We start from the raw sequence: 23,828 nt of genomic DNA on the forward strand, positions 1-23,828 counted from the left end.
GAAGCCAAGCTGCCATGCGCACCCCGCGCGACAGGCTGTGCGATAGATTGGAAGGACGTGACATGATCCCGCGGGAATATCTGGATTCGGCACAGGTGCCGGGCGGGCAGGAGCTGAAACTCTATCGGCGCGGCGCCGATCATATGATCGTGCTGGACCGGAACGAATTGATGAGCAGCCAGATGAGCGGATCGGAAAAGCAGCTGGCGCTGATGACGATCGAGCGGCTGCGCGGGCGCAAGGCGCCGCATATTCTGATCGGCGGCTATGGCATGGGCTTTACCCTGCGCGCGGCGCTGGGCGTGCTGGACAAGGCGGCCAAGGTGACGGTGGCCGAACTGGTGCCCAAGATCATCGAATGGGCGCGCGGGCCGATGGTGGATCTGATGGCCGGATGCCTGGACGATCCGCGCGTCGACCTGGTGATCGACGATGTCGTGCCGGTGATCGCGGCGGGCCATGGTACCTATGATGCGATCCTGCTGGACGTGGACAATGGGCCGGACGGGCTGACAGCAGCGGCGAACGACCGGCTCTATTCGCGGGCGGGGCTGCAAACGGCCAAGGCCGCGTTGAAGCCGGGCGGCATATTGGCGGTATGGTCGGCCGGATCGGACGATGTCTTCGCCAATCGCCTGCGCAATGCGGGCTTTCTGGTGGACGAAGTCGCGGTCAAGGCCCGCGACAATGGCAAGGGGCCGCGTCATGTGATCTGGTTCGCGCTGAAGCGATAGGGCGGGACACGACGCGGCGCATTTCGACGCGACACCTCGAAGTTCACAGTGTCGTCGGGCAAAATCGGCGAAATGCCCCTGCAAAGCGCGCGCGAAGCGCCACCGATGAGACAGGTACGGGTCAGTCGGGTCATGGAGGCGCGCCGGTGACGCACCATCGGGAGCACAAATGCGCGACCAGAACGCGACAGCTACGCGCCGGCCATGCGCTGCTGATGGGGAGCGGTGGTGATGCGCGAGCGCGTGGATCGGGCGAGCCGGGTTCATTCCTGAGGATAGATCAGAAGAAATCCTACATTGGAAGGCTGTTGGAGGGGACGGCGGCCGGAGGCGGAAGTCCTTCTCCCCATTGGGGGAGAAGGATACGGAACCTTGCCGCGCAGCGGCCAGGTGCAGTTGGATGAGGGGGACTGGCGCGAGCGTGGCGTGTCGTCGTGAGGGTGCATCCCCCTCACCCAGCTTCGACTAGGCAGCAAGCTGCCAAGTCTGCGCAGCCCTCTCCCTCAAGGGAGAGGGATAAGAGAATGGCCGTTCACGACCAACTCCCGTCATGCCAGCGAAGGCTGGCATCTCACTTCTTCTGGGAATGCGCTTGAAAGAAAAGAGAGATCCCAGCTTTCGCTGGGATGACGATTAAAATGGAACGTCCGCTCCCCACCCAATCCAGCCATCCTCCCTCAATGAAAATCCCGTGACTTCGGCAATATCCGCACATCGCGCGGGTGTCTTCTGGGGGACGGCCGTTCTGCCTTTCCACCTTCCTGCCCGTCATTCAGCCTGCCCAGCATTTCGCTCGCGTCGGTCACCCGGTCGACCATCAGGTGGACGACATTTTCCTTGCTGCGCTGGACTTCGCCGTCGATCAGCATCAGGCGGGCGGCCATCACCGCGCGACGTTGCTTTTCCATGTCGCGGGTCCAGAGCAAAGCGTTGACGATGCCGCTTTCATCCTCGATCGTGATGAAGACCGCATTGCCCTTGCCCGGCCGCTGGCGGATCAGCACCACGCCTGCCACCCGGACCTTTGCACCGTCCTTTGCCGCATTGACGCCGGCGCAGTCGATCGCGCCCTGGGAAGCGAAATGGCTGCGCAGAAATTGCATCGGATGCCCCTTCAGCGACAGGCGGTGGGTGGCGTAATCGACCGCCACTTCCTCCGACAGGGGCATGGCGGGCAGCGCGGCGTCGGCTTCCCGGCCGAGTTCCGGCAAGTCCTGCGCCGCGAACAGCGGGAGTTGTGCGGGCGGCACCCGGCGCGCTTCCCAGCCGGCTTCGCGCCGGCTCTGGCCGATCGAGCGGAGCGCGTCGCCATCGGCCAGCAGATGCAGCGCGCGGGACGGCAGGCCGACGCGGCGGGCCAGATCCTCCATGTCGCGGATCGGCGCCTGCGCCCGTGCGGCGATCAGGGCGTTCGCCCACTCTTCGCGAAAGCCGTCCATGCGATCGAGGCCTAGACGCAATATCCGCTCGCCCTCCAGACTGCTGTACCAGTCGCTGGCCTGCACATCGATCGGCCGCACTTCCACGCCATGTTGCTGCGCGTCGCGGACCAGTTGCGCGGGGGCGTAGAAGCCCATGGGCTGGCTGTTGAGCAGGGCGCAGGTGAAGACGGCCGGATAATGGCATTTCAGCCAGGAAGAAACATAAGCGAGCCACCCGAACGCCTGCGCATGGCTTTCGGGAAAGCCATATTCGCCAAAGCCCTTGATCTGTTCGAAACAGCGTTCGGCGAAATCGAGCGGATAGCCGCGTACCGTCATGCCGGTGATGAATTTTTCCTGCCAGTTGCCAATGTCGCCGCGATTGCGGAAGGTCGCCATGGAGCGGCGCAGGCCGTCCGCCTCCGCCGGCGTGAATTTGGCCGCGACGATCGCGAGGCGCATCGCCTGTTCCTGAAACAGGGGCACGCCCTTGGTCTTTTCCAGAACCTCCTTCAATTCGAACGGATTGCCGGGCGGACCGGGATAATCTTCGGCTTCCTCCCCCGCGCGCCGCCGCAGATAGGGATGGACCATGCCACCCTGAATCGGGCCGGGTCGCACGATCGCGACCTGAATGACGAGGTCGTAGAGTATTTTCGGCTTCATGCGGGGGAGCATGGCGATCTGCGCCCGGCTTTCGACCTGGAAGGTGCCGATGCTGTCGCCCTTTTGCAGCATCTTGTAGGTGGCTTCATCCGCCACGGGCACGCGATCCAGCGTCAGGTCGCCAAGGCCGTGCAGGCGCATCAGGTCGAAGCTCTTGCGGATCGCGGTCAGCATGCCGAGCGCCAGCACATCGACCTTCATCAGGCCCAACGTATCGAGATCATCCTTGTCCCATTCGATGAAAGTGCGGTCGGGCATGGCGGCATTGTGGATCGGCACCAGTTCGTCGAGCCGGCTCTGGCTGAGCACGAAGCCACCGACATGCTGCGACAGATGGCGGGGATATTCCAGCAGCCGGCCCGCCATGTCGCGCAGGCGGGCGAGTTCGGGATTGGCGGGATCGAAGCCGGCTTCGCTGACGCGGCTTTCGGGCACATCTTCCCCGCTATGGCTGCCCCAGATGGTGCCGGACAGGCGGGCCGTCACATCCTCGGTCAGGCCCAGCGCCTTGCCGACTTCGCGCAACGCGCTGCGGGAGCGATAGCGGATGACGGTCGCGGCGATGCCCGCCCGTTCGCGGCCGTAGCGGCGGTAGATATATTGCATCACCTCCTCGCGCCGTTCATGTTCGAAATCGACGTCGATATCGGGCGGTTCATGCCGGTTTTCGGAGAGGAAGCGGGAGAATAGCAGTTTTTCGCGCACCGGGTCGATCGGGGTGACGCCCAGCAGATAGCAGACCAGCGAATTGGCGGCGGACCCGCGCCCCTGACAAAGGATCGGCGGGTTCAGGCTGCGAGCATAGGCGACGATGTCGTGAACGGTCAGGAAATAATAGGCGTAGTTGCGGCTGCGGATCAGGTCGAACTCTTCCTTTAGCGTTTTGCGATAGGCAGGCGGCAGGCCGTCGGGGAAGCGCGCCTGCGCCTTGTCCTGCACCAGATGTTCCAGCCAGTCCTGCGGCGCCCAGCCTTCGGGCACCGGTTCATGCGGATACTCATAAACGAGCTGGTCGAGCGTGAAGGCGATGCAGGCGAGCAGATCCTGCGTTGCGGCGATCGCCTGCGGGCAGTCGGCAAAGAGGCGCGCCATTTCATCGGGGTGCTTCAGATGCCTTTCGGCATTAGTGGCGAGGCGCTTGCCGGCGGTCTGGATGGTCAGCCCTTCGCGGATGCAGGTGAGGATATCCTGCATCGGGCGGTCGTCGGCCTCTGCATAGAGCGCGTCATTGGTGGCGATCAGCGGGACGCCCGTTTCCGCGGCCAGCGTCTGCCGCCGGGCCAGCATCCGCGCGTCGCGCCCGGCCCGGCCCATGGTCGTAGCGAGCCAGAGATGGGGCGTCACCGCGCGCAATTGGGCCAGCAACGCCGCGTCGCCGTCCATCGTGATCAACGCCATATCCTGCGCGTGATCGAGCAGGTCGGGCAGGTTGAGGGTGCAGTCGCCCTTGATCGTGCGCCGGTTGCCCAGCGTCAACAGGCGGGTCAGCCGGCCCCAGCCGAACCGCGTGCGGGGGTAAGCGACGATATCGGGCGTGCCATCGGCGAACGCCAACCGCGCGCCGACGATCAGGCGCATGCCGCCAGCCAGCGCGCCCAGATCCTTCATCGCCTGATGCGCGCGGACGACACCGGCGACCGTGTTGCGATCGGCGATGCCGATGGCGGTCATGCCGAGGTGCGCCGCCTGCACCACCATCGCCTTGGGATGGGATGCGCCGCGCAGGAAGCTGAAATTGGTGGCGGCGACGACCTCCGCAAAGCTGGTCATGCGAACAGGCCGTGCAGATACCAACGGATATTCACCTCCTCGCCGAACAGGCCGTGGCGGAACATCCAGTAGCGGCGCCCGTCCTTGTCCTCGATCCGGTAATAGTCGCGGGTGCGCCCTGCCCCGCCCGGCTGATGCCCGTCGCGCCGGCGCCACCATTCGGCCGCGATCCGCTCCGGCCCTTCGGCAAGGCGCACTTCATGCAGTTGGTCGCGCCAGCGAAAGCGCTGGGGCGGGCCGTCGGGTACGCCGGCGATTACCGCGACAGGCTGAGGCGGGTCGAACAGGAGTAGCGGTCGGGGGGGATGATCCGGGGTTGCGGGCCATGGATGCGCCTTTGCCTGCATTGCGGGTATGAAGGCCTGCGCGCTTTCGGGGATATGACGGTCGCGGGGCTGGAGGCGGCGGACCTTGTCCGGGCCGAGGCGGATACCGAGCCGGTCGATCAGGGCGACGATGCTCTCCTCGCCAGCCCTCGCCTCTTCGCCCTCCATCGCCTGCTGGCGTTCAGCCAGCGGCTCGACCAGCGGCACCGCCAGTAGCACCGCGTCGAAGCCGAAACCGGGGTCGAGCGGGTCGGCCATCGTGTCGATGCGTTCGCGCAGCAGGCGCAGCACGGCGGCGGGATCGCGCACCGGCTGGCCCGTTTCGATCGCCAAGCCCTGCCGTGCGCCGTCGCTGCGCAGCAGCCGGATGACGAAGCGACGCCCGCCCAGTTTGCGCGCCTCCATCTGCCGCGCCGCCTGCCCCAGCAGATCCTCGATCACATCCATCACATCCTCGGTCCGGGCGATGGGTTCGGGAAAGCGGGCTTCGGCGCGGATGGGGGCGGATGGGCGGCGCGGCGCGATCGGGCTGGGCGCTTCGCCCAAAATCTGGCGCAGGCGGGTGACGGCCTGCTCCCCGAAGCGCGCGGCGATCATGCCCATGGACCGGCGGGCGAGGTCGCCGATGCTGCGCAACCCCGCCCGGCGCAGCGCGGCCAGTGCGCCATCGTCCAGGTCGAGCGCGGCGACCGGCAGGGCGTGGATATCGCTGGTCGCGCGGCCATGGCGGGCAAGGGCGCGGGCCGCCATGGCGTTGGTGCCGAAGCCGGGGCGGCTGGCATAGCCGGCCATGGCCCTCGCCTGCCGCGCGAGCGCCTGCGCGCCGCCGAACAAATGGGTGCAGCCGCTAATATCCAGGATCAGGCCATCGGGGGCATCGAGCGCCACCATCGGCGTGAAATGGCGCATCACCTCCAGCAAGCGGTCCAGTTCGCGCGCGTCGGCGGGAGGATCGGCCGGGTGCGTGACCAGCGTGGGGCAGCGCGCCCGCGCATCGGCCAGCGTCATGCCGGCCGCCAGCCCCTGCCGACACGCGATCCTGTCCACCGAGGCCAGCCGCAGTGCATTGCTGACCCGCGCCACGAGAGCAAAGGGTACCGGTTCCGCGTCAGGCGACCTGTCGCTGGCTGTCGCTGCCTGCATCCGTTCGCAGGCGAGAAAAGGGAACCACAGCGCCAGGCACAGGCGGTCGCTTGTCGTCTTCTCCTGTGTCCCTGTCCCTGAAACATCCATGTTCCGCATCCCATGACAGCAGCCAGCGCCCACCCGCAGGCCCGCTTCGGCAGCGGAGCAATTCGGCCTCTATAGTCGGCAGGCCGGGGGCATCGGCCTCCAGCGGGATCGAGGGTGCGCTGCGGATCGACCAGCGGGTCTGCGCGCCGCTCGATCGTTGTTCCGCATCGCCGCGCAGCAGCATGATGCTGGCACCGGAGGCTTCGGCCGCCAGCACCAGACGGCGGCTGGCAGTCAGGTCGTAGTCGGCAAAACGGCCCTCGCTTTCCATCAGCACCATAAAAACGCCCGGACAGCGCGCCGCCTCCAGCCCCGCGCGCAGCATCTCCACTTCGCTGCCCGCCTCTACGATCGTCAGCCTGTTGGGGTCGATCCCCAGCAGGGCCAGCCCGTCTCCGGAAAAGAGCGTCGGCAAGCGCTGGCGCCGTACCGCTTGCAAGGCGAAAACTGCCCCTGCCTGCGCCCCTTGTTTCTGGATCAGGTCCTGGGTCAGAGCGAAGGCGAACGCCGCCGCCCGATCCGGTGCGGTGCAGTGGATTTCATGCAGATGCCCCCGCGCAAGCGCCGGGAAGGGCATGTCTGCCGCTGGCCCTTGCCGTCCTGTCGGACGGATGCCGTTGATGGGAACGCTGCCTGCCATATCTCGAATCGCTTAATATGTTCTCTTTATGTTCTTATTTCTGACTGGCGTCCACTCTGGAATTTCGGGTCAAGGCAGGCGGTTGAAAGGGAACCGAAACATATTCGATGCCGCAACATTTCGTCATGCGATGAAATTTGCGCAATATTACGCAATGCGCCGTAATGTTCCGAAATTCTTGTTTCTTAAAAGTCACATAGCGCGAAAAGTCGTTGTTTAACAAAAGCGCAATATTGACGATATGCGCCATCCCAAGGCACGCCTGCTGCATCAACTCGAAGCGGTCAGCCTCATAGACTGCGCGGGTCGCAACCAGCGTATCGAAGGGAATATCTCATGACATCGGCTGAATTTTGCCGGCGCCTTCTGGCGTCGACGGTCCTGCTCGGCTTGGCGACGCCGGCCTTTGCCCAGGCCAGCGACGATGCTGCCCCTGCCAGCGACGACACGATCGTCGTCACCGGATCGCGCATCGCCCGTCCCGACCTGCAACAGGCATCGCCCATCTCGATCGTCAGCGCGCAGGAATTGAAGCTGAGCGGCAAGGCCAATGTCGAGGCGATCATCAACGACCTGCCGCAGCTGATCCCCAGCACGACCGCCGCGTCGAACAATCCGGGTGGCGGCGTATCGACCGCTGACCTGCGTGGTCTGGGTGCGCAGCGCACGCTGGTTCTGGTCGATGGCCATCGTTATGTGTCCTATGACTCCAATCAGGTGGTCGACCTCAACACCGTGCCCGCCGGCCTGATCGACCATGTCGAGGTCGTGTCGGGCGGCCGCTCCGCCGTCTATGGCTCCGACGCGATCGCGGGCGTCATCAATTTCGTGATGAAGAAGAATTTTTCCGGGGTGGAAGCGAACGCCAATTATCGCCTGAATGAGGAAGGCGATGGTGGCACGTTCAACAGCAATATCCTGCTGGGCCAGAATTTCGCCGACGGCCGCGGCAACATCACCCTCTATGCCGACTATATCAAGCGCAACGGCGTGGACCAGAGCGCGCGCAGCTACACCCGCCAGACCTATACCGACGATGGCGATGGCAATCTGGTCGCGGGCGGATCAGGCTCCATCCCCGGCACGCGCATGGCGCTGAACAACAGCCAGTATAAGTTCAATCAGGATGGCAGCTATTCCGCCTATAGCGCTGCGACCGACGCCTATAATTATGCCCCGTCCAACTATCTGCAGGTGCCCCAGAAGCGCATCCTGCTGAGCGGTCAGGCACATTTCGACGTCAGCGATCACCTGACCCTCTATGGCGAGGGGCAGTTCATCAAGAACAAGGTGCGTAACAAGCTGGCGCCCACCCCCTTTACCGGCACGGTCGAGTTGGACACGGACTCCTCCTTCCTGTCGGCAGACTCGCAGGCGTTGCTGGCGGCGGCCGATACCGATGGCGACGGCTATACCTCCGCCAACATCTATCGCCGCCTGACCGAGGTGGGCGATCGCATCTCCAATGTCGACAATACCGCCTATCGCGCGCTGATCGGGGCCAAAGGCAATATCAGCGGCGACTGGAATTATGACGCCTATTACAGCTATTCGCGGACCAAGCAGGTCGAAACGCAATATGGCAATGTGTCGCGCAGCCGGGTCGAGCAGGCGCTCAAGACGACCTATGATGCGGACGGCAATCTGGTCTGTTCCGACACCAGCAATGGCTGCGTGCCGCTGAACATCTTCGGCGCGGGCAATATCAGCGACGAAGCCGCCGACTTCATTTCGATCACGACGCGCAATGTCAGCTATATCACCGAGCAGGTGGCGAACGCAGCGATCACGAACGGCAATCTGTTCGACCTGGGCGCCGGCCCGGCGGGCATCGCCATCGGCGCGGAATATCGGTCCGAAAAGGGCAGCTATAATCCCGACGAAGCGCTGTCGTCGGGCGACGTGGTCGGCTTCAACGCGGGTCAGGGTCTGGGCGGCAGCTATAATGTGAAGGAGCTGTTCACGGAAATCAGCGTGCCGCTGCTCGCCGACCTGCCGCTGGTCCACAAGCTGGATTTCAACGGCGCCTATCGCTTCTCCCATTATTCAACCGCAGCGAAGAATGTCAGCACCTTCTCGGCCGGCCTGATCTACGCGCCAATCAAGGACATCACCTTCCGCGGCCAATATAGCCGGGCCGTGCGTGCGCCATCGGTCTATGAGCTCTATTCGGGCCAGTCGCAGGACTTCCCGACCGCGACCGATCCGTGCTCGACCTCGGCTGCCACGACCAGCGCGACGCTGTCGGCCAGTTGCCTTGCCAGCGGCGTGTCGTCCAGCGCGCTGGGCACCGATTTCTACGGTGGCAGCTCGCAGATCGAATCCGTCACCGGCGGCAATCCCGACCTGCGCGAAGAAACGTCGAACACCTGGGGTCTGGGCGTCGTCCTGCAACCCAGCTTCGCGCCGCGCCTGTCGCTGACCGTCGATTATTATAATATCAAGATCGACAATTATATCTCGACCGCCGGCACCGCGAACATCATCCGCGCCTGCTATGGTGACGAGGCGAATGGCTGGACGCCCTATGACAGCAGCTATTGCTCCCTGCTGCCGCGCAATGCGACCAGCAGCGAGATCGAAGGGGCGGTGAACCTTCAGTCGAACACCGGCGGCCTCAAGACCTCCGGCGTCGATTTCGAGCTGAATTATAGCGTGCCGCTGAACTTCGGCGTGTTCGGGGCCAAGACCGGCAAGCTGGCCTTCCGCGTCGCAGGCACTCGCCTGATCCGCTACGACCTCAATCCGGTGGCGGCGATTTCAGAGCTGAACCAGAGCTGCGCGGGCAAGTTCGGCATCAATTGCGGCAACCCTTATTCGAAGCTGCGCCTGAACAATCGCATCACCTGGACCAGCGGGCCGATCACGCTGGGCCTGACCCATCGTTATCTGTCGAGCGTCCGCGACGATGACGACACCACCACCTACACGGTCGAGAAGATCAAAGCCTATAATCTGTTCGACCTGGGTTTGCAGGTGCAGGCCACCGAACGGTTTGGCTGGTCGATCGGCACGAACAATATGTTCAACAAGAAGCCGCCGATCCTGGGCGACAATCAGGATCAGGCCAACACCTATCCGTCGACCTATGACGCCTATGGCCGCGCCTTCTTCGTCAATGCGTCGGTGAAGTTCTGATCCGATGCCGGCCGGGCGGCCTTCGCCCGGCCGGCATGCAGTTTGCCATGACAGGGGTGGAAAAATCGGCTAGGAGCGGGTCGATGTTTCGTGGGGCCTTCCTGTTCATGTGCATGCTGCTCGCGTCGTTGACGACCGCGACGGCGATCCATGCGCGCGAACTGGCCGGGGCGTTCGACATCGAATGTTCCGGCTATGTGCATAGCGATACGGACGAGGATCGCGTGCCCGGCGACAGCGATCAGGCCGTGACCCATCATCATGGCAGCTGCCATGGCGCCGCCGCTTTCCTGCCGGCCCGCAGCGTTTCTCCCAATATCCTCGCCTTCCTGAACAGCCCCGCCCGACCGCAGGACCGGTCCGCGCTGGGTCGCTGGATTTCCGGCCCCGATCTGCGGCCGCCCATCGCCTGATCCTGTCTCACCGGCCGTGACCGCCTATGCGGATCGCGGCCTGATGCGATTCGATCAGGATATTTTCCCATGCACAAGATCATCGCGGTCCTTTGGGCCGCCACAAGCTGCGTCGCGATGGCGCAGGCGCAGACGGATGTCGCCCCGACATCCGCCCCTGCCGCCATACCCTTCACCCTTGAACAGGCGCTGAGCGCGGCCGGGGCCAGCGCGCCCGCCGCCGATGCCGCACAGGCCGGCGTGGAGGTGGCGCAGGCCGCCCGCACCGTCGCGGGCCTGCGCCCCAATCCCACCATCCAGACCGAACTGGAAAATGTCGGTGGATCGGGCGCCTATAATGGCTTCGATCAGGCCGAAACCACGGTCGGGCTAAGCATCCCCATCGAACTGGGCGGCAAGCGCCCGGCGCGCGTGGCGGTGGCCGATGCGCAGGCGCATCGTGCCCGATTGGGCGCGGCGATCGCGCAGGCCGACGTCCGGCTTCAGGTGACATTGCTCTATATCGAGGCGGTGGCGGCGCAGCGGCGCGGCACGATCGCCGCCGATCAGCTGCGCATTGCCGGCAACGCCTATGATGCCGCCGCGCTGCGGGTCCGGGCGGGACGTGCTTCCCCGATCGAGGAACAGCGCGCCGATGTCGCACGCCTCAATGCGCAGGCCAATGCCGATCGGACGCAGCGACTGGCCATGGCGGCGCGCACCAATCTGGTCCGGCGGATCGGCCAGCCGGTCGACGCGCCGCTGGACGAGGGGCTGCTCGATCGGCTGCCGCCTGCCGTGCAGGGGCCGCACCAACTGGACAGTCGGGTTACGCTGGCCATGGCGGCGGCCGATGCCGACCTGTCCACCGCTGACGCCGGCGTCCGCCTCGCCCGGTCGCAGCGCGTGCCGGACCTGACGGTCGGGCCGGGCGTGCGGCGCCTGTCGGCCACCAACGATGTGGCGGCGGTGTTCAGCGTCTCCTTGCCCATCCCGCTGTTCAATGCCGGTCGCGCCAGCGTGGCGCAGGCACGGGCAGAACAGCAGATGGCGCAGGCGCAGAAGCGCATGACCGCGCTGGACGTGGAGCAGGCGATTACGGACGCGCAGGCAGAGGCGGACATCACCGCCGCCCTCGCCCGCAACGCGCAGGGGCCGGCGATGGCCGCCGCGCAGGAAGCCGCGCGGATCGCCCGCATCGGTTATCGCGAGGGCAAGTTTGGGCAGCTTGACCTGCTCGATGCCGAGCGGACGCTGGCCGACACCCGACTGGCCGCGATCGACGCGCTCGCCGCCCATCATAATGCCCAGGCCCGGTTGGAGCGGCTGACCGCTCCCGCGCCGCAGGAGGAAAATTGACCATGAAAAAGACTATATGTGCGGCGTTGCTGCCGATCCCCCTCGCCCTGATGCTGGCCGCCTGTGGTGGCGGGATGGAGGCGGGCAATGCCACCGCCGCCAGCGAAGAAGAGCATGGCGAGGAAGGCCATGCGGATGAGGGCAAGATCACCCTGTCCGACGAGCAGATAAGGTCGGCCGCGATCCAGATCGGCCGGCCGACCATCGGCGGGTCCGGCACGCTGGAACTGCCCGCCACGATCGAAAGCGATCCGCAGGCGATGCAGGTCGTGTCCGCCGCGATCGGCGGGCGGATCGTATCGCTGACCCGCAATCTGGGCGAGACGATCGGGCGCGGCCAGACGCTGGCCGTGATCGAAAGCCGGGAGGCGGCGCTGATGAAGGGCGAGGTCGAGGCTTCGCGCGCGCGGCTGGCGCTGGCCAACAGCAACCTGTCCCGCGAACAAAGGCTGTTCGCGCAGCGCGTATCGCCGGAGCAGGATTTGATCGCCGCCCGCACTGCCGCGACCGAGGCGCGCATCGCCTACAGCCAAGCCACCGGGCAACTGGCAGCGACCGGCGGCGGTGGCGGCGGCCTCAACCGGATCGGCATTGTCGCGCCGGCGTCCGGGCAGGTGATATCGCGCAGCGTCGCGCTGGGCCAGGCGGTCGATGCCAATGCCGAACTCTATCGCGTCGCCAACCTGTCCACCGTGTCGCTCTCGCTCCAGTTGCAGCCGGCCGATGCCGGGCGGGTGAAGCCGGGCAACAGCGTCACGGTGACGGCGGCCGGGCGTCAGGCGAAGGCGCGCGTGCGCTTCGTGTCGCCAGTGCTGGATGCGCAGACGCGGCTGGTGCCGGTCATCGCCATCCTCGACAATCGCGACGGCCAGTGGCGCGCGGGGGAGCCGGTGACGGCCGCCGTGCAGCTATCGGGCGAAGGCGGCGACACGACGATCGCCGTGCCATCCACCGCCGTCCAGACGGTCGAGGGCAAGCCCATGGTCTTCGTGCGGACGCCCGGCGGTTTTCAGGGCGTGCCCGTCACGCTGGGCCAGACCAGCGGCGCGATGGTGATCATAAAGTCGGGCCTCAAAGGCAGCGAAACCATCGCCACTACCAACAGCTTCACGCTCAAGGCCGAACTCGGCAAGGGCGAAGCCACACATGAGGATCATTGAGCCATGATCGCCCCTATCGTCAATTGGGCGGTCCACAAGCGCTGGCTCGTCCTGCTGCTGACCGCCATCGCCGCCGTCATCGGCGGCATCGCCCTGCATCGCCTGCCGATCGACGCGGTGCCGGATATCACCAACAATCAGGTGCAGATCAACGTCCGCGCGCCTGCCCTGTCGCCCGAACTGGTCGAAAAGCAGGTCGCCTATCCGATCGAGACGGCATTGGCGGGTATCGCCGGGCTGGACCATAGCCGGTCGATCAGCCGCAACGGCTTTGCCCAGATCACCGCCGTCTTCGATGAATCCACCGATATCTATTTCGCCCGCCAGCAGGTGGGCGAGCGGCTGAACGGCGTCGCCGAAAACCTGCCCGCCGGGGTCAGCCCGGAAATGGGGCCGATCGCCACCGGCCTTGGCGAAGTCTATATGTGGACGGTGCGGCTGGAGCATCGCGGCGACGACACGCATCTGCCCGGCGAACCGGGGATGCAACCCGACGGCAGCTATATCACGCCCGAAGGCGACCGGCTGACCACCGACATCGACAAGGCGACCTATCTGCGCACGGCGCAGGACTGGATCGTCGCGCCGCTGCTGAAAAATACCAAGGGACTGGCCGGGATCGACGCGATCGGTGGGTACAGCAAACAATATATGGTCATTCCCGACGTCCAGCGGCTGGCCGCGCTGGGGCTGACGCTAACCGACCTTGGCACCGCATTGGAGCGCAATAACACGGCCGTGGGCGGCGGCTTCATCGACCGCAATGGCGAGGGGCTGGCAGTGCGATCCGACGCATTGATCCGCAACGCGACCGAATTGTCGCGCATCGTCGTATCGACGCGCGGGGGCGTGCCGATCACGCTGGGGCAGGTCGCAACCGTGAAAACGGGTCAGGCCGTGCGGATGGGATCGGCTTCGGAGAATGGCACCGAAGTCGTGGTCGGCACCGCCGTCATGCGGATCGGTGAGAATAGCCGGACCGTCGCAACCGCCGTGGCCGATCGGCTGAAGAGCATCAACGCATCCCTGCCGCCCGACGTGATCGTGCAGCCGGTGTTGGATCGCACCGCGCTGGTCAACGCAACGATCGGGACGGTGGCCAAGAACCTGACCGAAGGCGCGCTGCTGGTCATCGTCGTGCTGTTCGCGCTGCTCGGCAACTGGCGCGCGGCGCTGATCGCGGCGATGGTGATCCCGGTCACGATGCTGCTCACCGGCTTTGGCATGTTGAAGATCGGCGTGTCGGCCAATCTGATGAGCCTTGGCGCGCTCGACTTCGGCCTGATCGTCGACGGCGCGGTCATCATCGTGGAAAATGCGCTGCGCCGCATGGCGGAGGCGCAGCATCGGCAGGGCCGGCTGCTCACGAAGAATGAGCGGCTGCATATGGTGGCGCTGGCGTCGCGGGAGATGATCCGGCCGTCCGTCTATGGGCAGGCGATCATCATGCTGGTCTATGTGCCGCTGCTGACGCTGACCGGGGTGGAGGGCAAGAGCTTCGTGCCGATGGCCGCCACGGTCATCATCGCGCTCGCCTTCGCCTTCATCCTGTCGCTGACGGCCGTGCCGGCGGCGATCGCCATCTGGCTGTCGAACAGGGTCGAGGAGAAGGACGGGCGGATCGTTGGCTGGCTGAAGGCACGTTACGAACCCGGCCTTGATCGGGCGATGCGACGGCCGACGATGACGATCGGTGCCGGCATCGCCGGTTGCGCGGTCGCGGTCGTGGCGTTCCTGTCGCTGGGGCAGGTGTTCCTGCCGCAACTAGATGAGGGCGACCTGCTGATCCAGGCGCTGCGCATTCCCGCGACATCAGTGCAGCAGAGCCAGGCGATGCAGCAGCCGATCGAACAGATGGTCGGTAAACAGCCCGAGGTTCAGTTCGTCTTTTCCAAGACGGGCACGGCCGAGCTGGCATCCGATCCGATGCCGCCCAATGCCACCGACATGTTCGTGATCCTGAAACCGCGCGAGCAATGGCCCGACCCGCGCCTCAGCAAAGCGGATCTGATCGCGCGACTGGAGGGCAAGCTGGCGCAGTTTCCGGGCAATGCCTATGAAATCACCCAGCCGATCCAGATGCGCTTCAACGAGTTGATCGCGGGCGTGCGCGGCGACGTGGCGGTCAAGGTGTTCGGCGAGGATTTCGACGCCATGAACCGCACGGCCAACAAGATCGCCGCCGTACTGCGCAAGACGCAGGGCGCCACCGACGTCAAGGTGGAGCAGACCGCCGGCCTGCCGATGCTGGACATTCGCGTCGATCGCGATGCGATGGCACGGGTCGGCGTGACGGCGCAGGATGTGCAGGATGTGGTGACCGCGACGATCGGCGGGCGGACGTCCGGCATGATCTTTGAAGGCGACCGGCGCTTCCCGGTGGTCATCCGCCTGTCCGATACCCAGCGGGCCGACCTGCCCGCCCTCGCCCAAATCCAGATGCCGGTGGCAGGCGGCGGGTTCGTGCCGCTGGCCAGCGTCGCGCAGATCCGGGTGATCGACGGCCCGAACCAGATCAGCCGCGAAAATGGCAAGCGCCGCGTCGTGGTGCAGGCCAATGTCCGGGGCCGCGATATCGCCAGCGTGGTTCAGGATGCGCAGGCGGCAATCGCGAAAGACGTCCGCCTGCCGGCGGGCAGCTATCTGGAATGGGGCGGGCAGTTTGAAAATCTGGCGTCGGCGCGCGACCGGCTGATGCTGGTGGTGCCGGCCTGCTTCATACTGATCTTGTTACTCCTGCATGCGGCGCTGGGGTCGGTGCGCGATGCGGCGATCGTCTTTACCGGCGTGCCGATGGCGCTGGTCGGCGGGGTGCTGGCGCTGTTTCTGCGCGGCATGGACTTTTCCATCAGCGCGGCGGTGGGCTTTATCGCCCTGTCCGGCATCGCGGTGCTGAACGGGCTGGTCATGGTGTCCTCCATCCAGGATCTGATGCGATCCGGCATGGATAGGCTGGAGGCAGCACGGTTGGGCGCGGTGCAGCGGTTGCGGCCGGTGGTGATGACGGCGCTGGTGGCGAGCCTGGGCTTCGTGCCCATGGCGATCGGCAGCGGGGCCGGCGCAGAAGTGCAGAAGCCGCTGGCCACGGTGGTGATCGGCGGGCTGCTGTCGGCGACGCTGCTGACGCTGTTCGTGCTGCCCACACTTTACGCCCGCTATGGCGCGCAGCGGAAGAAAGGAGACAGCGAGTTGGACAGTAGTTTGGCGGTAGCCGCCCAACCATAAGTAAAACTCGATTGCCTGATTATTCTACCATATTAGTAGTAAATGACCGCCGGGGAGAGGGTCTGTTTCCCCGGCGGACCATAAGGTGGCAATAGTCAGGGGGACTTCATGACATCGGTAAAGATTCTGGTCAGGGCCGGCGTGGCTCTGGCGGCGGTGGCGCTCGCCCAGGCGGCGCAGGCGCAGGAACCTGTCGCACAGGAGCCGGCGGCGGCGGCAGGCGGCACGGGCCGTGACACGATTATCGTCACCGGCACCCGCAGGACCGACCGCACCGTCAGCGAATCCGCCGTGCCGGTGGACGTTTTTTCCGCCGATGACCTGAAGGCGCAGGCGACCAGCGACATCAAGACGGCGATCAAGAACCTCGTCCCGTCCTTCAACCTGCAACGCAATGCGTTGTTCGACGGATCGGCGTTCGTCCGCCCGCCGACGCTGCGCGGCCTGCCGCCAGACGAGACGCTGGTGCTGATCAACGGCAAGCGCGTCCACCGATCCGCACTGGTGCAGGTGAGCGGCGGATCGCTCGCCGCCGGATCGCAGGGCGCGGACCTGTCGCAAATTCCCGGCGCGGCGATCGAGCGGGTCGAAGTGCTGCGCGACGGCGCCGCCGCCCAATATGGGTCCGACGCGATCGCGGGCGTGATGAACTTCGCGCTGAAGCGTAACGCCGAAGGGCTGGAACTCAACGCCCGCTATGGCGAATATTATAAGGGCGACGGGCGCGACATCCAGTTGTCGGGCAATCTGGGCCTGAAGCTGGGGCAGGATGGCGGCTTCATCAACCTGACCGGCGAATATATCAACGCCAACGACACCAATCGCGCGGTGCAGCGCCCCGACGCGCTGGTGCTGGAATCGCTGGGCTATGACGTCAAGCAGCCGGTGACCCGTTTCGGCAGCCCGGATACGGAGGCCTATCGCTTCTTCCTCAATGCCGAACTGCCGTTGGGTGACGATACGCTCTATGTCTTCGGCAATTATGGCCATAGCGATCAGGTGATCGACTTCAACTATCGCCGTCCGATCGCGGTGACGACGACAGGCCCGGCCGGTACGCCCTTCACCTTTGGCAAGTCGATCAACATCTATTATCTCGACAAGAATGCAGACGGGACATGGGATGCCGACGGGCGGACATGGAATGATGCCACCCTGTTCCCCAACGGCTTCACCCCCCGTTTCCGCAGCACCAATACCGATGTATCGGCGGTCGGCGGGTATAAGGGCGAGACGGATTTCGGCCTGACCTATGATGCCAGCCTGTCCTACGGCCAGAACCGGATCAAATATTATATCTTCGACACGTTCAACCCGTCGCTGGGGCCGGATTCGCCGACCAGCTTCTATGCCGGGGCGCTGGAACAGCGGGAACTGAACGGCAATATCGACCTCAGCTATCCGCTGGAGATCGGTCTTGCCAGCCCGCTCAACATTGCCGGCGGGCTGGAATATCGGCGCGAAAGCTTCCTGATCGGCGCGGGCGATGCCGGTTCCTACACGCAGGGCCAATATGCGTCGCAGACGGTGAAGCGGGCCGATGGCACCACTTTCCTCGTCACCCATCCGGTCGGCTCCAACGGCTTTCCCGGCTATGGCCCGACGTCGATCGTGGACCGGTCGCGGGCCAGCTATGCCGCCTATCTCGACCTGGAAGTGGATGTGACGCCGCGCTTCACGCTGGGTGGCGCGGTACGCTACGAACATTTCGAGGATTTCGGCGGTACGACCAATGTGAAGGCGACCGCGCGCTACGCCGTGAGCGATGCCATCGCCCTGCGTGGCGCGGCCAGCACCGGCTTCCGCGCGCCGACGCCGGGGCAGCTTTATCTGCGCAACCTGCAAACCAGCTTCATCGGCACCAATCCGGTGCCGGTGCAGGTGGCCACGCTGTCCGCCGGGGATGCGGCCGCCCGCTATTATGGCTCCACCCCGTTGCAGCCGGAGGAATCCGTCAACTTCAGCGGCGGCGTGGTGCTGACGCCGACATCGACCTTCACCGTCACGGCGGACTATTATAATATCAAGGTCACGAACCGGATCGGCCTGACCAGCCGCTTCACCGTGACCGACGCCGACCGGACGCAACTGGCTGCGCTGGGCGTAGTCGATCCCAATTCGCTGGGCGTCGTCCAGTATTTCACCAATGGCTTTGCTACCCGGACGCAGGGGGTGGACTTTGTGGCAAGCTATCGGGCGAACCCCGGCTGGGGCAGGTTGGCGTCGTCGCTGGCGATCAATTACAATCGCACCAAATTGCTGTCGCGGCGGACCATCACGCTGGCGGACGGGCGCACCGGTCAGTTGATCGACGATGTGCGCAAGCGCGACATCGAAAGCCTGCTGCCGCGCTGGCGCGGAGTCTTCACCCAGAGCGCCGAGGTGGGGCCGGTCGATATCGTCGCCCGCGCCAACTATTATGGCAAGTTCACCAACAACCAGTTGGCGGCCAATGGCGGCGACAAGACGTTCGGTGCCGAAGTCTCCTTCGATCTGGAGGTCGGGGTGAAGATCGCGGAGAAATATCGCATCGCCGTGGGTGCGGAGAATATCTTCAACAATTATCCCGACCGGGAAAGCCGTCTGCTCTATCCGTCGACCAATGCGCCGGCGAGCGGCTTCATCTATCCGGATGCCTCCCCGCTCGGGGTGCTGGGCGGCTTCTGGTATTTGCGGGCTTCAGCCAGCTTCTAAAGTTCGGGGCCGTCGTCGACCGTTTTGCCCTTTTCGGTCGATAGGCGGCTCAACCCTGCGGCGGCGCTTTCGCCCTTCTTCCCGGTGCTACCAACGGGAATGGGGCGGCAGCGTCGCCGTCCTTCGCGCATCGATCCCCATACGCATCATGATTTCCAAGTCCTGAGAGGAGCTTGCACATGCCCCCGTCCCACGATCCCGCGGATCAGCATTGGGCCGACCTGTTGGCGCCAAGCCGACGCAGCCTGTTGCGGGGCGGCGGGCTGATCGCCGCAGGCGGTTTGATAGGCGCGCCGGCCGTCGCCGCCGAGCCGACGCCCAAACTCTCCCCCGCCGCCATCGCCGCGCGGACCGGCAAAAGTCCGTGGGGCTATGAAACGGACAAGGAGCCGACGCCGCGCCCCAAATCGGTGCGTCCGGGCGAGGAAAACGGCCTGCCGGACCGGCCGCGCGCCTTTACCGACATCAAAAGCTATCACGCCCATATCTATTTCGACGAAGACAGCTACGAAAAGGCGGCGCTGATCCGCAAATGGTCGGCGGAACGCTTTGCGGTCGAACTGGGCAACTGGAACCTTGAGCCGCGCGGCCCGCATGTCACCCCGTCCTTCTATTTCGGTTTCGGCACGGATTTGCAGCCGCTCATCCTGCCCTGGCTGCAACTCAACAGCCTGGGGCTGACGATCCTGATCCATCCCAATACGGACGACCCGCGCGCCGATCATCTTCACTATGCGCTGTGGGTGAACCGGTCGCAGCCGGTCAACGCCTATGGCATGAAGAAGCCGGATCTGGCGGCGGGCGAACCGGCGGTCGAGCAAGTCTATCCAAACACCCGTCCGACCATCGCGATCGAGCGTGGATGAAGGGTTCGCAATATTGGACAAAATCACCAGCGATTGAGCAGCCCTCGTTATTCAGGGCGATGCAGTCCGCCTAGCCTGATCCTCTGACAGACATGAGGATATGACGATGGTGGAACAGGCAAAGCGGCAGTTGCATCTGGGCGCGATATTGGAAGGCGTCGGCGCGGACCATCATAGCTGGCAGGATCCCGACCTGCCCGGCGATGCCAGCATCGACATCAACTGGTATATCGAGCATGCGCGCCTTGCCGAACAGGCCAAGTTTGACCTCGTCTTCATCGTCGATTCCCCCTACATCACGCCCGATACGGCGCCGCATTTCCTCAATCGGCTGGAGCCGCTCACCCTGTTGTCGGCAGTGGCGGCGACGACGTCCCATATCGGCCTGGTCGGCACGCTGACCACTTCCTATTGGGAACCCTATAATGTGGCGCGCCAGTTCGGTTCGCTCGACCAGATCAGCCGGGGCCGCGCCGGATGGAATGTGGTGACGACCGGCCTTGAGGGCGCGGCGCGCAACTATGGGCGGGAGGAGCATTTCGACCATAAGGTCCGCTATGCCCGCGCCCGCGAATTCGTGGATGTCGTGCAGGGCCTGTGGGACAGTTATGAGGATGATGCCTTCCCCCGCGATCGGGCGACGGGCACCTTCCTGGACAGGAGCAAGCAGCACAGGCTGGACCATAAGGGCGCGCATTTCTCGGTCGCCGGGCCGCTGGCGCTCAGCCGGTCGAAGCAGGGGCAGCCGGTCATCTTCCAGGCGGGTGATAGCAGCGAAGGCCGCAATCTGGGCGCGGCGATCGCCGAGGGTACTTTTGCCGCATCGCAGGATTTCGAGGCTGGCCGGGCCTATTATGCGGACCTGAAGGCGCGGGCCGCTGCGCTGGGCCGCAACCCCGACCTGATCAAGGTGCTGCCGGGGCTGGTGCCAACCATCGCCGAAACCGACGAGGAAGCGCAGGCCATCGCCGCTGCTGCACAGGGGGCGCTGGATATCGGCAAGCTGCTGACGCAGGTGGGCCGGGCGTTCAACTATCATGATTTTTCCGTCTATGATCTGGATGCCCCCTTCCCCGATCTGTCGGGCGTGACGCTCAACAGCTATAAGGGGCAGGCCGAACGCTTTATCCGCGTCGCCGCCGAGGAGAAGCTGACGCTGCGGCAGGCGGCCTATCGTTTCGGCCAGTGGAAGTCGGACTTCGTGGGATCGCCCGAGACCATCGCGGCGGAAATCGAACGCTGGTTCGTCGGCCGCGCCGCAGACGGCTTCATCCTGCGCGTGACCCGGCCGGGCGACTTTGCGCTGTTCCGTGAGCGGGTGGTGCCGATCCTGCAAGAACGTGGACTGTTCCGCACGGACTATGAAGGCGACACGCTGCGCAGCCATCTGGGCCTGCCGGTGCCGGAAAACCGCCATAGCGAGGCTGCGCGGCAGACGCAGGCGATCGCCGCCGAATGAGCCAGCGGGACAGGCTGGACCTGACCGCCGATGTTCTGATCATCGGCGGCGGGATGGCGGCATGTTGGGCGGCGACATCGGCCGCGCGGGCCGGCGTGCGCGTCGTGCTGGCGGACAAGGGCTTTGTCGGCACCAGTGGCGTCACGGCGACGGGCGGTCCCAATCATTGGTGGGTGGCGCCGGACAAGCGGGCGCAGGCGGTGGAAGAGCGGCATGCGCGATCCTTCGGCCTCGCCGAGCGCGACTGGATGGCGCGGATCATCGAGGAGACATGGCGCGCACTGCCGGAACTGACACCTTACTATCCGTTCGATACGGATGGCCGGGGCGGGACTTTCTATTCGGGCGTGCGCGGGCCGGAATATATGCGGGCGCTGCGCCGCTTTGCGGTCGATCGGGGCGTGACTATCCTGGACCATCATCCGGCGCTGGAATTGTTGCAGGATGAAGATGGCGCCATCGTCGGCGCTGCGGGTCATGCGCGGCTGGACGATCGCGACTGGCGCGTACGGGCACCGGCGGTGATTTTGGCGACGGGCGGCTGCGCTTTCCGGTCAGGGCTGATCGGCAGCCATGGCAATACGGGCGACGGGCTGCTGATGGCGGCGGAGGCCGGGGCCGTGCTGTCGGGGATGGAGTTTTCAGCTTCCTATTCGCTGTCGCCTGCGTGGAATTCGACGCGCACCCTGCCCTATTTCGCGGCGCGCTTCTTTGATGCGGCGGGCCATGAACTGGACGTGCCGCCGCCGATGAGCGGCGAGGCTGCGCATTTGAAGGCGCTGGCGCGGGCTATGGATGCCGGGCCGGTGCTGGCGGATCTGAGCGATGCGCCGGACCTGCTGAAGCAGTTGTTGCGGCGCATCCAGCCGGCATCGCTGCCGCCCTTCGAGCGGCGCGGCATCGACCTGTTCGAAAACCGCTTCCCCATCCGGCTGTTCGGCGAAGGCACGGTGCGCGGCACCGGGGGCTTGCAGATTATCGACGAGGATTGCCGCACCAGCGTCGAAGGATTGTATGCCGTCGGCGATTGCGCGACGCGCGAACTGATCGCCGGGGCGACCAGCGGCGGGGGCGCGCAAAATGCCGCCTGGGCGCTGACGTCCGGCCGGGTGGCTGGCAAGGCGGCGGCGCTGGCGGCATTGCGGTCGGGCCGGAGTGCGCCCGGTCGGGCCATCGGGCGGGCGGGGCTGCGGCCGGCATCGACCGCGCGCGCCATCGACCTGACGCCTGTGGTTCCGGCCGTGCAGGCCTTCACTATCGCCTTCGATGGGACGCTCTGGCGCAGCGCGGCAAAGCTGGAGGCTGCGCAGGAGCGGCTCGATGATCTGTGGCGGGACATGGCCGACCATGGCCATGCCGAGGGTCTGGGCCGGGTCGCGCTGCGCGAGCAGGCGGCGATGCTGGCGAGCGCCCGCTGGGTCGGTGCGGCCGCGCTGGCGCGTGATGAAAGCCGGGGGCTGCATATGCGCGAGGACAGGCCGCAGGTCGATCCGGCACAGGCCCGGCGATTGCTGACCGGTGGGCTGGAGCAAGTCTGGACCCGGTTCGATCACGCCAAGCCTTTGATCCGTGAAAAGGACGTTGCCGCATGATCGCCCATATTTTCGAGGAGCGGTGCGATGGCTGCAACAGCTGCGTCGCCGCCTGCCCCACCCATGTGCTGGACGCGCGGACGGACGGCGTGCCGGTGATTGCGCGGATCGACCAGTGCCAGACCTGCTATATGTGCGAACTTTATTGCGAGTCCGATGCTATCTATGTCGATCCCGACCAGCTGGCCCGGTCGACCATCACGCCGCAGGCGATTTTGGACGGCGGCCAGCTGGGGCGGTTGCGCCATGATTATGGATGGGATCAGGACGCCGCGCCCGGCGAAGGCCATCTGAGCGATTTCTGGCGTCTGGGGCCATTGCTGCGCGAAGGGGCGGAGATCGCCACGCGGCGCTATGCGGCGTTCAAGGCCGATCGAGGATAAGATAAGGGGGCGTTATCCGCCCCCTTTTCATCTCAAACCCTGCCGTCGATCTGGCGAAGGATGTCCGCTGCTTCTGGCCGGTCCAGCCAGTCGGGGCTGACATGCAGCCATTGGACGATCCGGCCCGGCCCCACCAGCAGCGCGGTGGGCTGCGGCAATTCCCAGCTATCGGTGCCGGTCACTTCGCCGATCCAGCCGGCCGGCGGTGGCGAGGGGCGATCGTCGGGCTGGAAGGTGACATTGATCAGCCGCGCCAGCCCATTGTCCGCATCGGTCGCGACCGGGAAAGGCAGGCCATGGCGCTGTTTGATGTCACGCAGGCGATCGGGGATTTGCGGGCTGAGCGCCAGCAGCGGAATGTTGCGATCGGCCAAAGTCGGCGCCAGCGCCTCCGCATAATAGGGCAAGGCGATATTGTCGGCGGCGCAGGTGGCGAAGCGGAAGAGGAGCAGCAGCGCCGACCCGTCGGCGGTCAGCGCGTCAAGCGTCGACGTATCACCGCCGACTTCGGTGAAGGACAAGGGCGGCAGGCTGTCGCCCGGCTGCGCCACATCGGCAGGGTCGAACCGGTCGACAAGCTGGCGGCGCGCCGCAACATTGGCCTCCAGCTGCGCCGGGGTCCAGCTACGCGTACGCTCGGCCTGGAGCGCGGCGAAACGATCCTTGAGCGATTCAGTAAGAAGAGTGGCCATCATGATCTCCTGGAGTTGAGGTCATGATGGCAAGCGACGACCCTCACCACCAATGAGAGTTGGCGGATGAGGGTCGAA

Annotated in this window: 15 protein-coding genes; 11 read left to right on the forward strand and 4 right to left on the reverse strand. The window is 65.3% G+C overall.

Annotation, left to right across the window (positions count from 1 at the left end; translation table 11 throughout):
- Nucleotides 1–62 precede the first annotated feature (62 nt).
- Nucleotides 63–734: a spermidine synthase gene (locus RQH62_RS07415; RefSeq protein WP_311268128.1), complete on the forward strand. Its 672-nt coding sequence runs from the start codon at nucleotides 63–65 to the stop codon at nucleotides 732–734.
- 677 nt (nucleotides 735–1,411) lie between these two features.
- Here the strand turns inward: RQH62_RS07415 and RQH62_RS07420 are convergent.
- Genes RQH62_RS07420 through RQH62_RS07430 form a run of 3 tightly spaced genes read right to left on the reverse strand, consistent with a single transcriptional unit; the run spans nucleotide 1,412 to nucleotide 6,790 of the window.
- Complete coding sequence (locus RQH62_RS07420) at nucleotides 1,412–4,591, reverse strand: error-prone DNA polymerase (protein WP_311268129.1); 3,180 nt, start codon at nucleotides 4,589–4,591, stop codon at nucleotides 1,412–1,414.
- Complete coding sequence (locus RQH62_RS07425; protein WP_311268130.1) at nucleotides 4,588–6,060, reverse strand: DNA polymerase Y family protein; 1,473 nt, start codon at nucleotides 6,058–6,060, stop codon at nucleotides 4,588–4,590. The genes RQH62_RS07420 and RQH62_RS07425 overlap by 4 nt, the downstream gene beginning before the upstream one ends.
- Nucleotides 6,026–6,790, reverse strand: a complete 765-nt coding sequence (locus tag RQH62_RS07430) for a hypothetical protein (protein WP_311268131.1) — start codon at nucleotides 6,788–6,790, stop codon at nucleotides 6,026–6,028. The genes RQH62_RS07425 and RQH62_RS07430 overlap by 35 nt, the downstream gene beginning before the upstream one ends.
- A 336-nt stretch (nucleotides 6,791–7,126) precedes the next feature.
- Here RQH62_RS07430 and RQH62_RS07435 point away from each other — a divergent pair, with 336 nt between their 5' ends.
- From RQH62_RS07435 to RQH62_RS07480, 10 genes are all read left to right on the forward strand, one after another.
- On the forward strand, nucleotides 7,127–9,928 hold the full coding sequence (locus tag RQH62_RS07435) for a TonB-dependent receptor (RefSeq protein WP_311268132.1): 2,802 nt from the start codon (nucleotides 7,127–7,129) through the stop codon (nucleotides 9,926–9,928).
- An 83-nt stretch (nucleotides 9,929–10,011) separates the two neighbouring features.
- Nucleotides 10,012–10,341 carry a hypothetical protein gene (locus RQH62_RS07440; RefSeq protein ID WP_311268133.1) on the forward strand — a complete coding sequence of 110 codons (330 nt, stop codon included), beginning with the start codon at nucleotides 10,012–10,014 and terminating at the stop codon, nucleotides 10,339–10,341.
- Nucleotides 10,342–10,410: 69 nt separating this feature from the next.
- Nucleotides 10,411–11,679, forward strand: coding sequence for a TolC family protein (locus tag RQH62_RS07445; RefSeq protein ID WP_311268134.1), 1,269 nt, complete (start codon nucleotides 10,411–10,413; stop codon nucleotides 11,677–11,679).
- A 2-nt stretch (nucleotides 11,680–11,681) separates the two neighbouring features.
- A complete protein-coding gene (locus tag RQH62_RS07450) occupies nucleotides 11,682–12,839 on the forward strand; it encodes an efflux RND transporter periplasmic adaptor subunit (protein WP_311268135.1) in 1,158 nt (385 codons plus the stop codon).
- 3 nt (nucleotides 12,840–12,842) lie between these two features.
- Nucleotides 12,843–16,064: a CusA/CzcA family heavy metal efflux RND transporter gene (locus tag RQH62_RS07455; RefSeq protein WP_311268136.1), complete on the forward strand. Its 3,222-nt coding sequence runs from the start codon at nucleotides 12,843–12,845 to the stop codon at nucleotides 16,062–16,064.
- A gap of 108 nt (nucleotides 16,065–16,172) precedes the next feature.
- The gene (locus RQH62_RS07460; protein WP_311268137.1) at nucleotides 16,173–18,758 is read left to right on the forward strand and encodes a TonB-dependent receptor; all 2,586 of its coding nucleotides are present in this window, start codon (nucleotides 16,173–16,175) and stop codon (nucleotides 18,756–18,758) included.
- Nucleotides 18,759–18,937: 179 nt separating this feature from the next.
- Entirely contained in the window at nucleotides 18,938–19,624 is a 687-nt protein-coding gene (locus tag RQH62_RS07465) for a DOPA 4,5-dioxygenase family protein (RefSeq protein WP_311268138.1), read from the forward strand.
- 106 nt (nucleotides 19,625–19,730) lie between these two features.
- Nucleotides 19,731–21,083: an LLM class flavin-dependent oxidoreductase gene (locus RQH62_RS07470; protein WP_311268139.1), complete on the forward strand. Its 1,353-nt coding sequence runs from the start codon at nucleotides 19,731–19,733 to the stop codon at nucleotides 21,081–21,083.
- Entirely contained in the window at nucleotides 21,080–22,675 is a 1,596-nt protein-coding gene (locus RQH62_RS07475; protein WP_311268140.1) for an FAD-binding protein, read from the forward strand. The genes RQH62_RS07470 and RQH62_RS07475 overlap by 4 nt, the downstream gene beginning before the upstream one ends.
- Nucleotides 22,672–23,058 carry a ferredoxin family protein gene (locus RQH62_RS07480; RefSeq protein ID WP_311268141.1) on the forward strand — a complete coding sequence of 129 codons (387 nt, stop codon included), beginning with the start codon at nucleotides 22,672–22,674 and terminating at the stop codon, nucleotides 23,056–23,058. The genes RQH62_RS07475 and RQH62_RS07480 overlap by 4 nt, the downstream gene beginning before the upstream one ends.
- 32 nt (nucleotides 23,059–23,090) lie before the next feature.
- Here the strand turns inward: RQH62_RS07480 and RQH62_RS07485 are convergent, their stop codons facing one another.
- The gene (locus RQH62_RS07485; RefSeq protein ID WP_311268142.1) at nucleotides 23,091–23,753 is read right to left on the reverse strand and encodes a peroxiredoxin-like family protein; all 663 of its coding nucleotides are present in this window, start codon (nucleotides 23,751–23,753) and stop codon (nucleotides 23,091–23,093) included.
- Nucleotides 23,754–23,828: the final 75 nt, after the last annotated feature.

The organism is Sphingobium sp. WCS2017Hpa-17 (assembly GCF_031843765.1).
Lineage (GTDB): Bacteria > Pseudomonadota > Alphaproteobacteria > Sphingomonadales > Sphingomonadaceae > Sphingobium.

Coding starts and splice junctions, on each gene's coding strand:
- RQH62_RS07415 (WP_311268128.1), top strand. CDS start 63: ATGATCCCGCGGGAATATCTGGATTCGGCACAGGTGCCGGGCGGGCAG.
- RQH62_RS07420 (WP_311268129.1), bottom strand. CDS start 4,591: ATGACCAGCTTTGCGGAGGTCGTCGCCGCCACCAATTTCAGCTTCCTG.
- RQH62_RS07425 (WP_311268130.1), bottom strand. CDS start 6,060: ATGCAGGCAGCGACAGCCAGCGACAGGTCGCCTGACGCGGAACCGGTA.
- RQH62_RS07430 (WP_311268131.1), bottom strand. CDS start 6,790: ATGGCAGGCAGCGTTCCCATCAACGGCATCCGTCCGACAGGACGGCAA.
- RQH62_RS07435 (WP_311268132.1), top strand. CDS start 7,127: ATGACATCGGCTGAATTTTGCCGGCGCCTTCTGGCGTCGACGGTCCTG.
- RQH62_RS07440 (WP_311268133.1), top strand. CDS start 10,012: ATGTTTCGTGGGGCCTTCCTGTTCATGTGCATGCTGCTCGCGTCGTTG.
- RQH62_RS07445 (WP_311268134.1), top strand. CDS start 10,411: ATGCACAAGATCATCGCGGTCCTTTGGGCCGCCACAAGCTGCGTCGCG.
- RQH62_RS07450 (WP_311268135.1), top strand. CDS start 11,682: ATGAAAAAGACTATATGTGCGGCGTTGCTGCCGATCCCCCTCGCCCTG.
- RQH62_RS07455 (WP_311268136.1), top strand. CDS start 12,843: ATGATCGCCCCTATCGTCAATTGGGCGGTCCACAAGCGCTGGCTCGTC.
- RQH62_RS07460 (WP_311268137.1), top strand. CDS start 16,173: ATGACATCGGTAAAGATTCTGGTCAGGGCCGGCGTGGCTCTGGCGGCG.
- RQH62_RS07465 (WP_311268138.1), top strand. CDS start 18,938: ATGCCCCCGTCCCACGATCCCGCGGATCAGCATTGGGCCGACCTGTTG.
- RQH62_RS07470 (WP_311268139.1), top strand. CDS start 19,731: ATGGTGGAACAGGCAAAGCGGCAGTTGCATCTGGGCGCGATATTGGAA.
- RQH62_RS07475 (WP_311268140.1), top strand. CDS start 21,080: ATGAGCCAGCGGGACAGGCTGGACCTGACCGCCGATGTTCTGATCATC.
- RQH62_RS07480 (WP_311268141.1), top strand. CDS start 22,672: ATGATCGCCCATATTTTCGAGGAGCGGTGCGATGGCTGCAACAGCTGC.
- RQH62_RS07485 (WP_311268142.1), bottom strand. CDS start 23,753: ATGATGGCCACTCTTCTTACTGAATCGCTCAAGGATCGTTTCGCCGCG.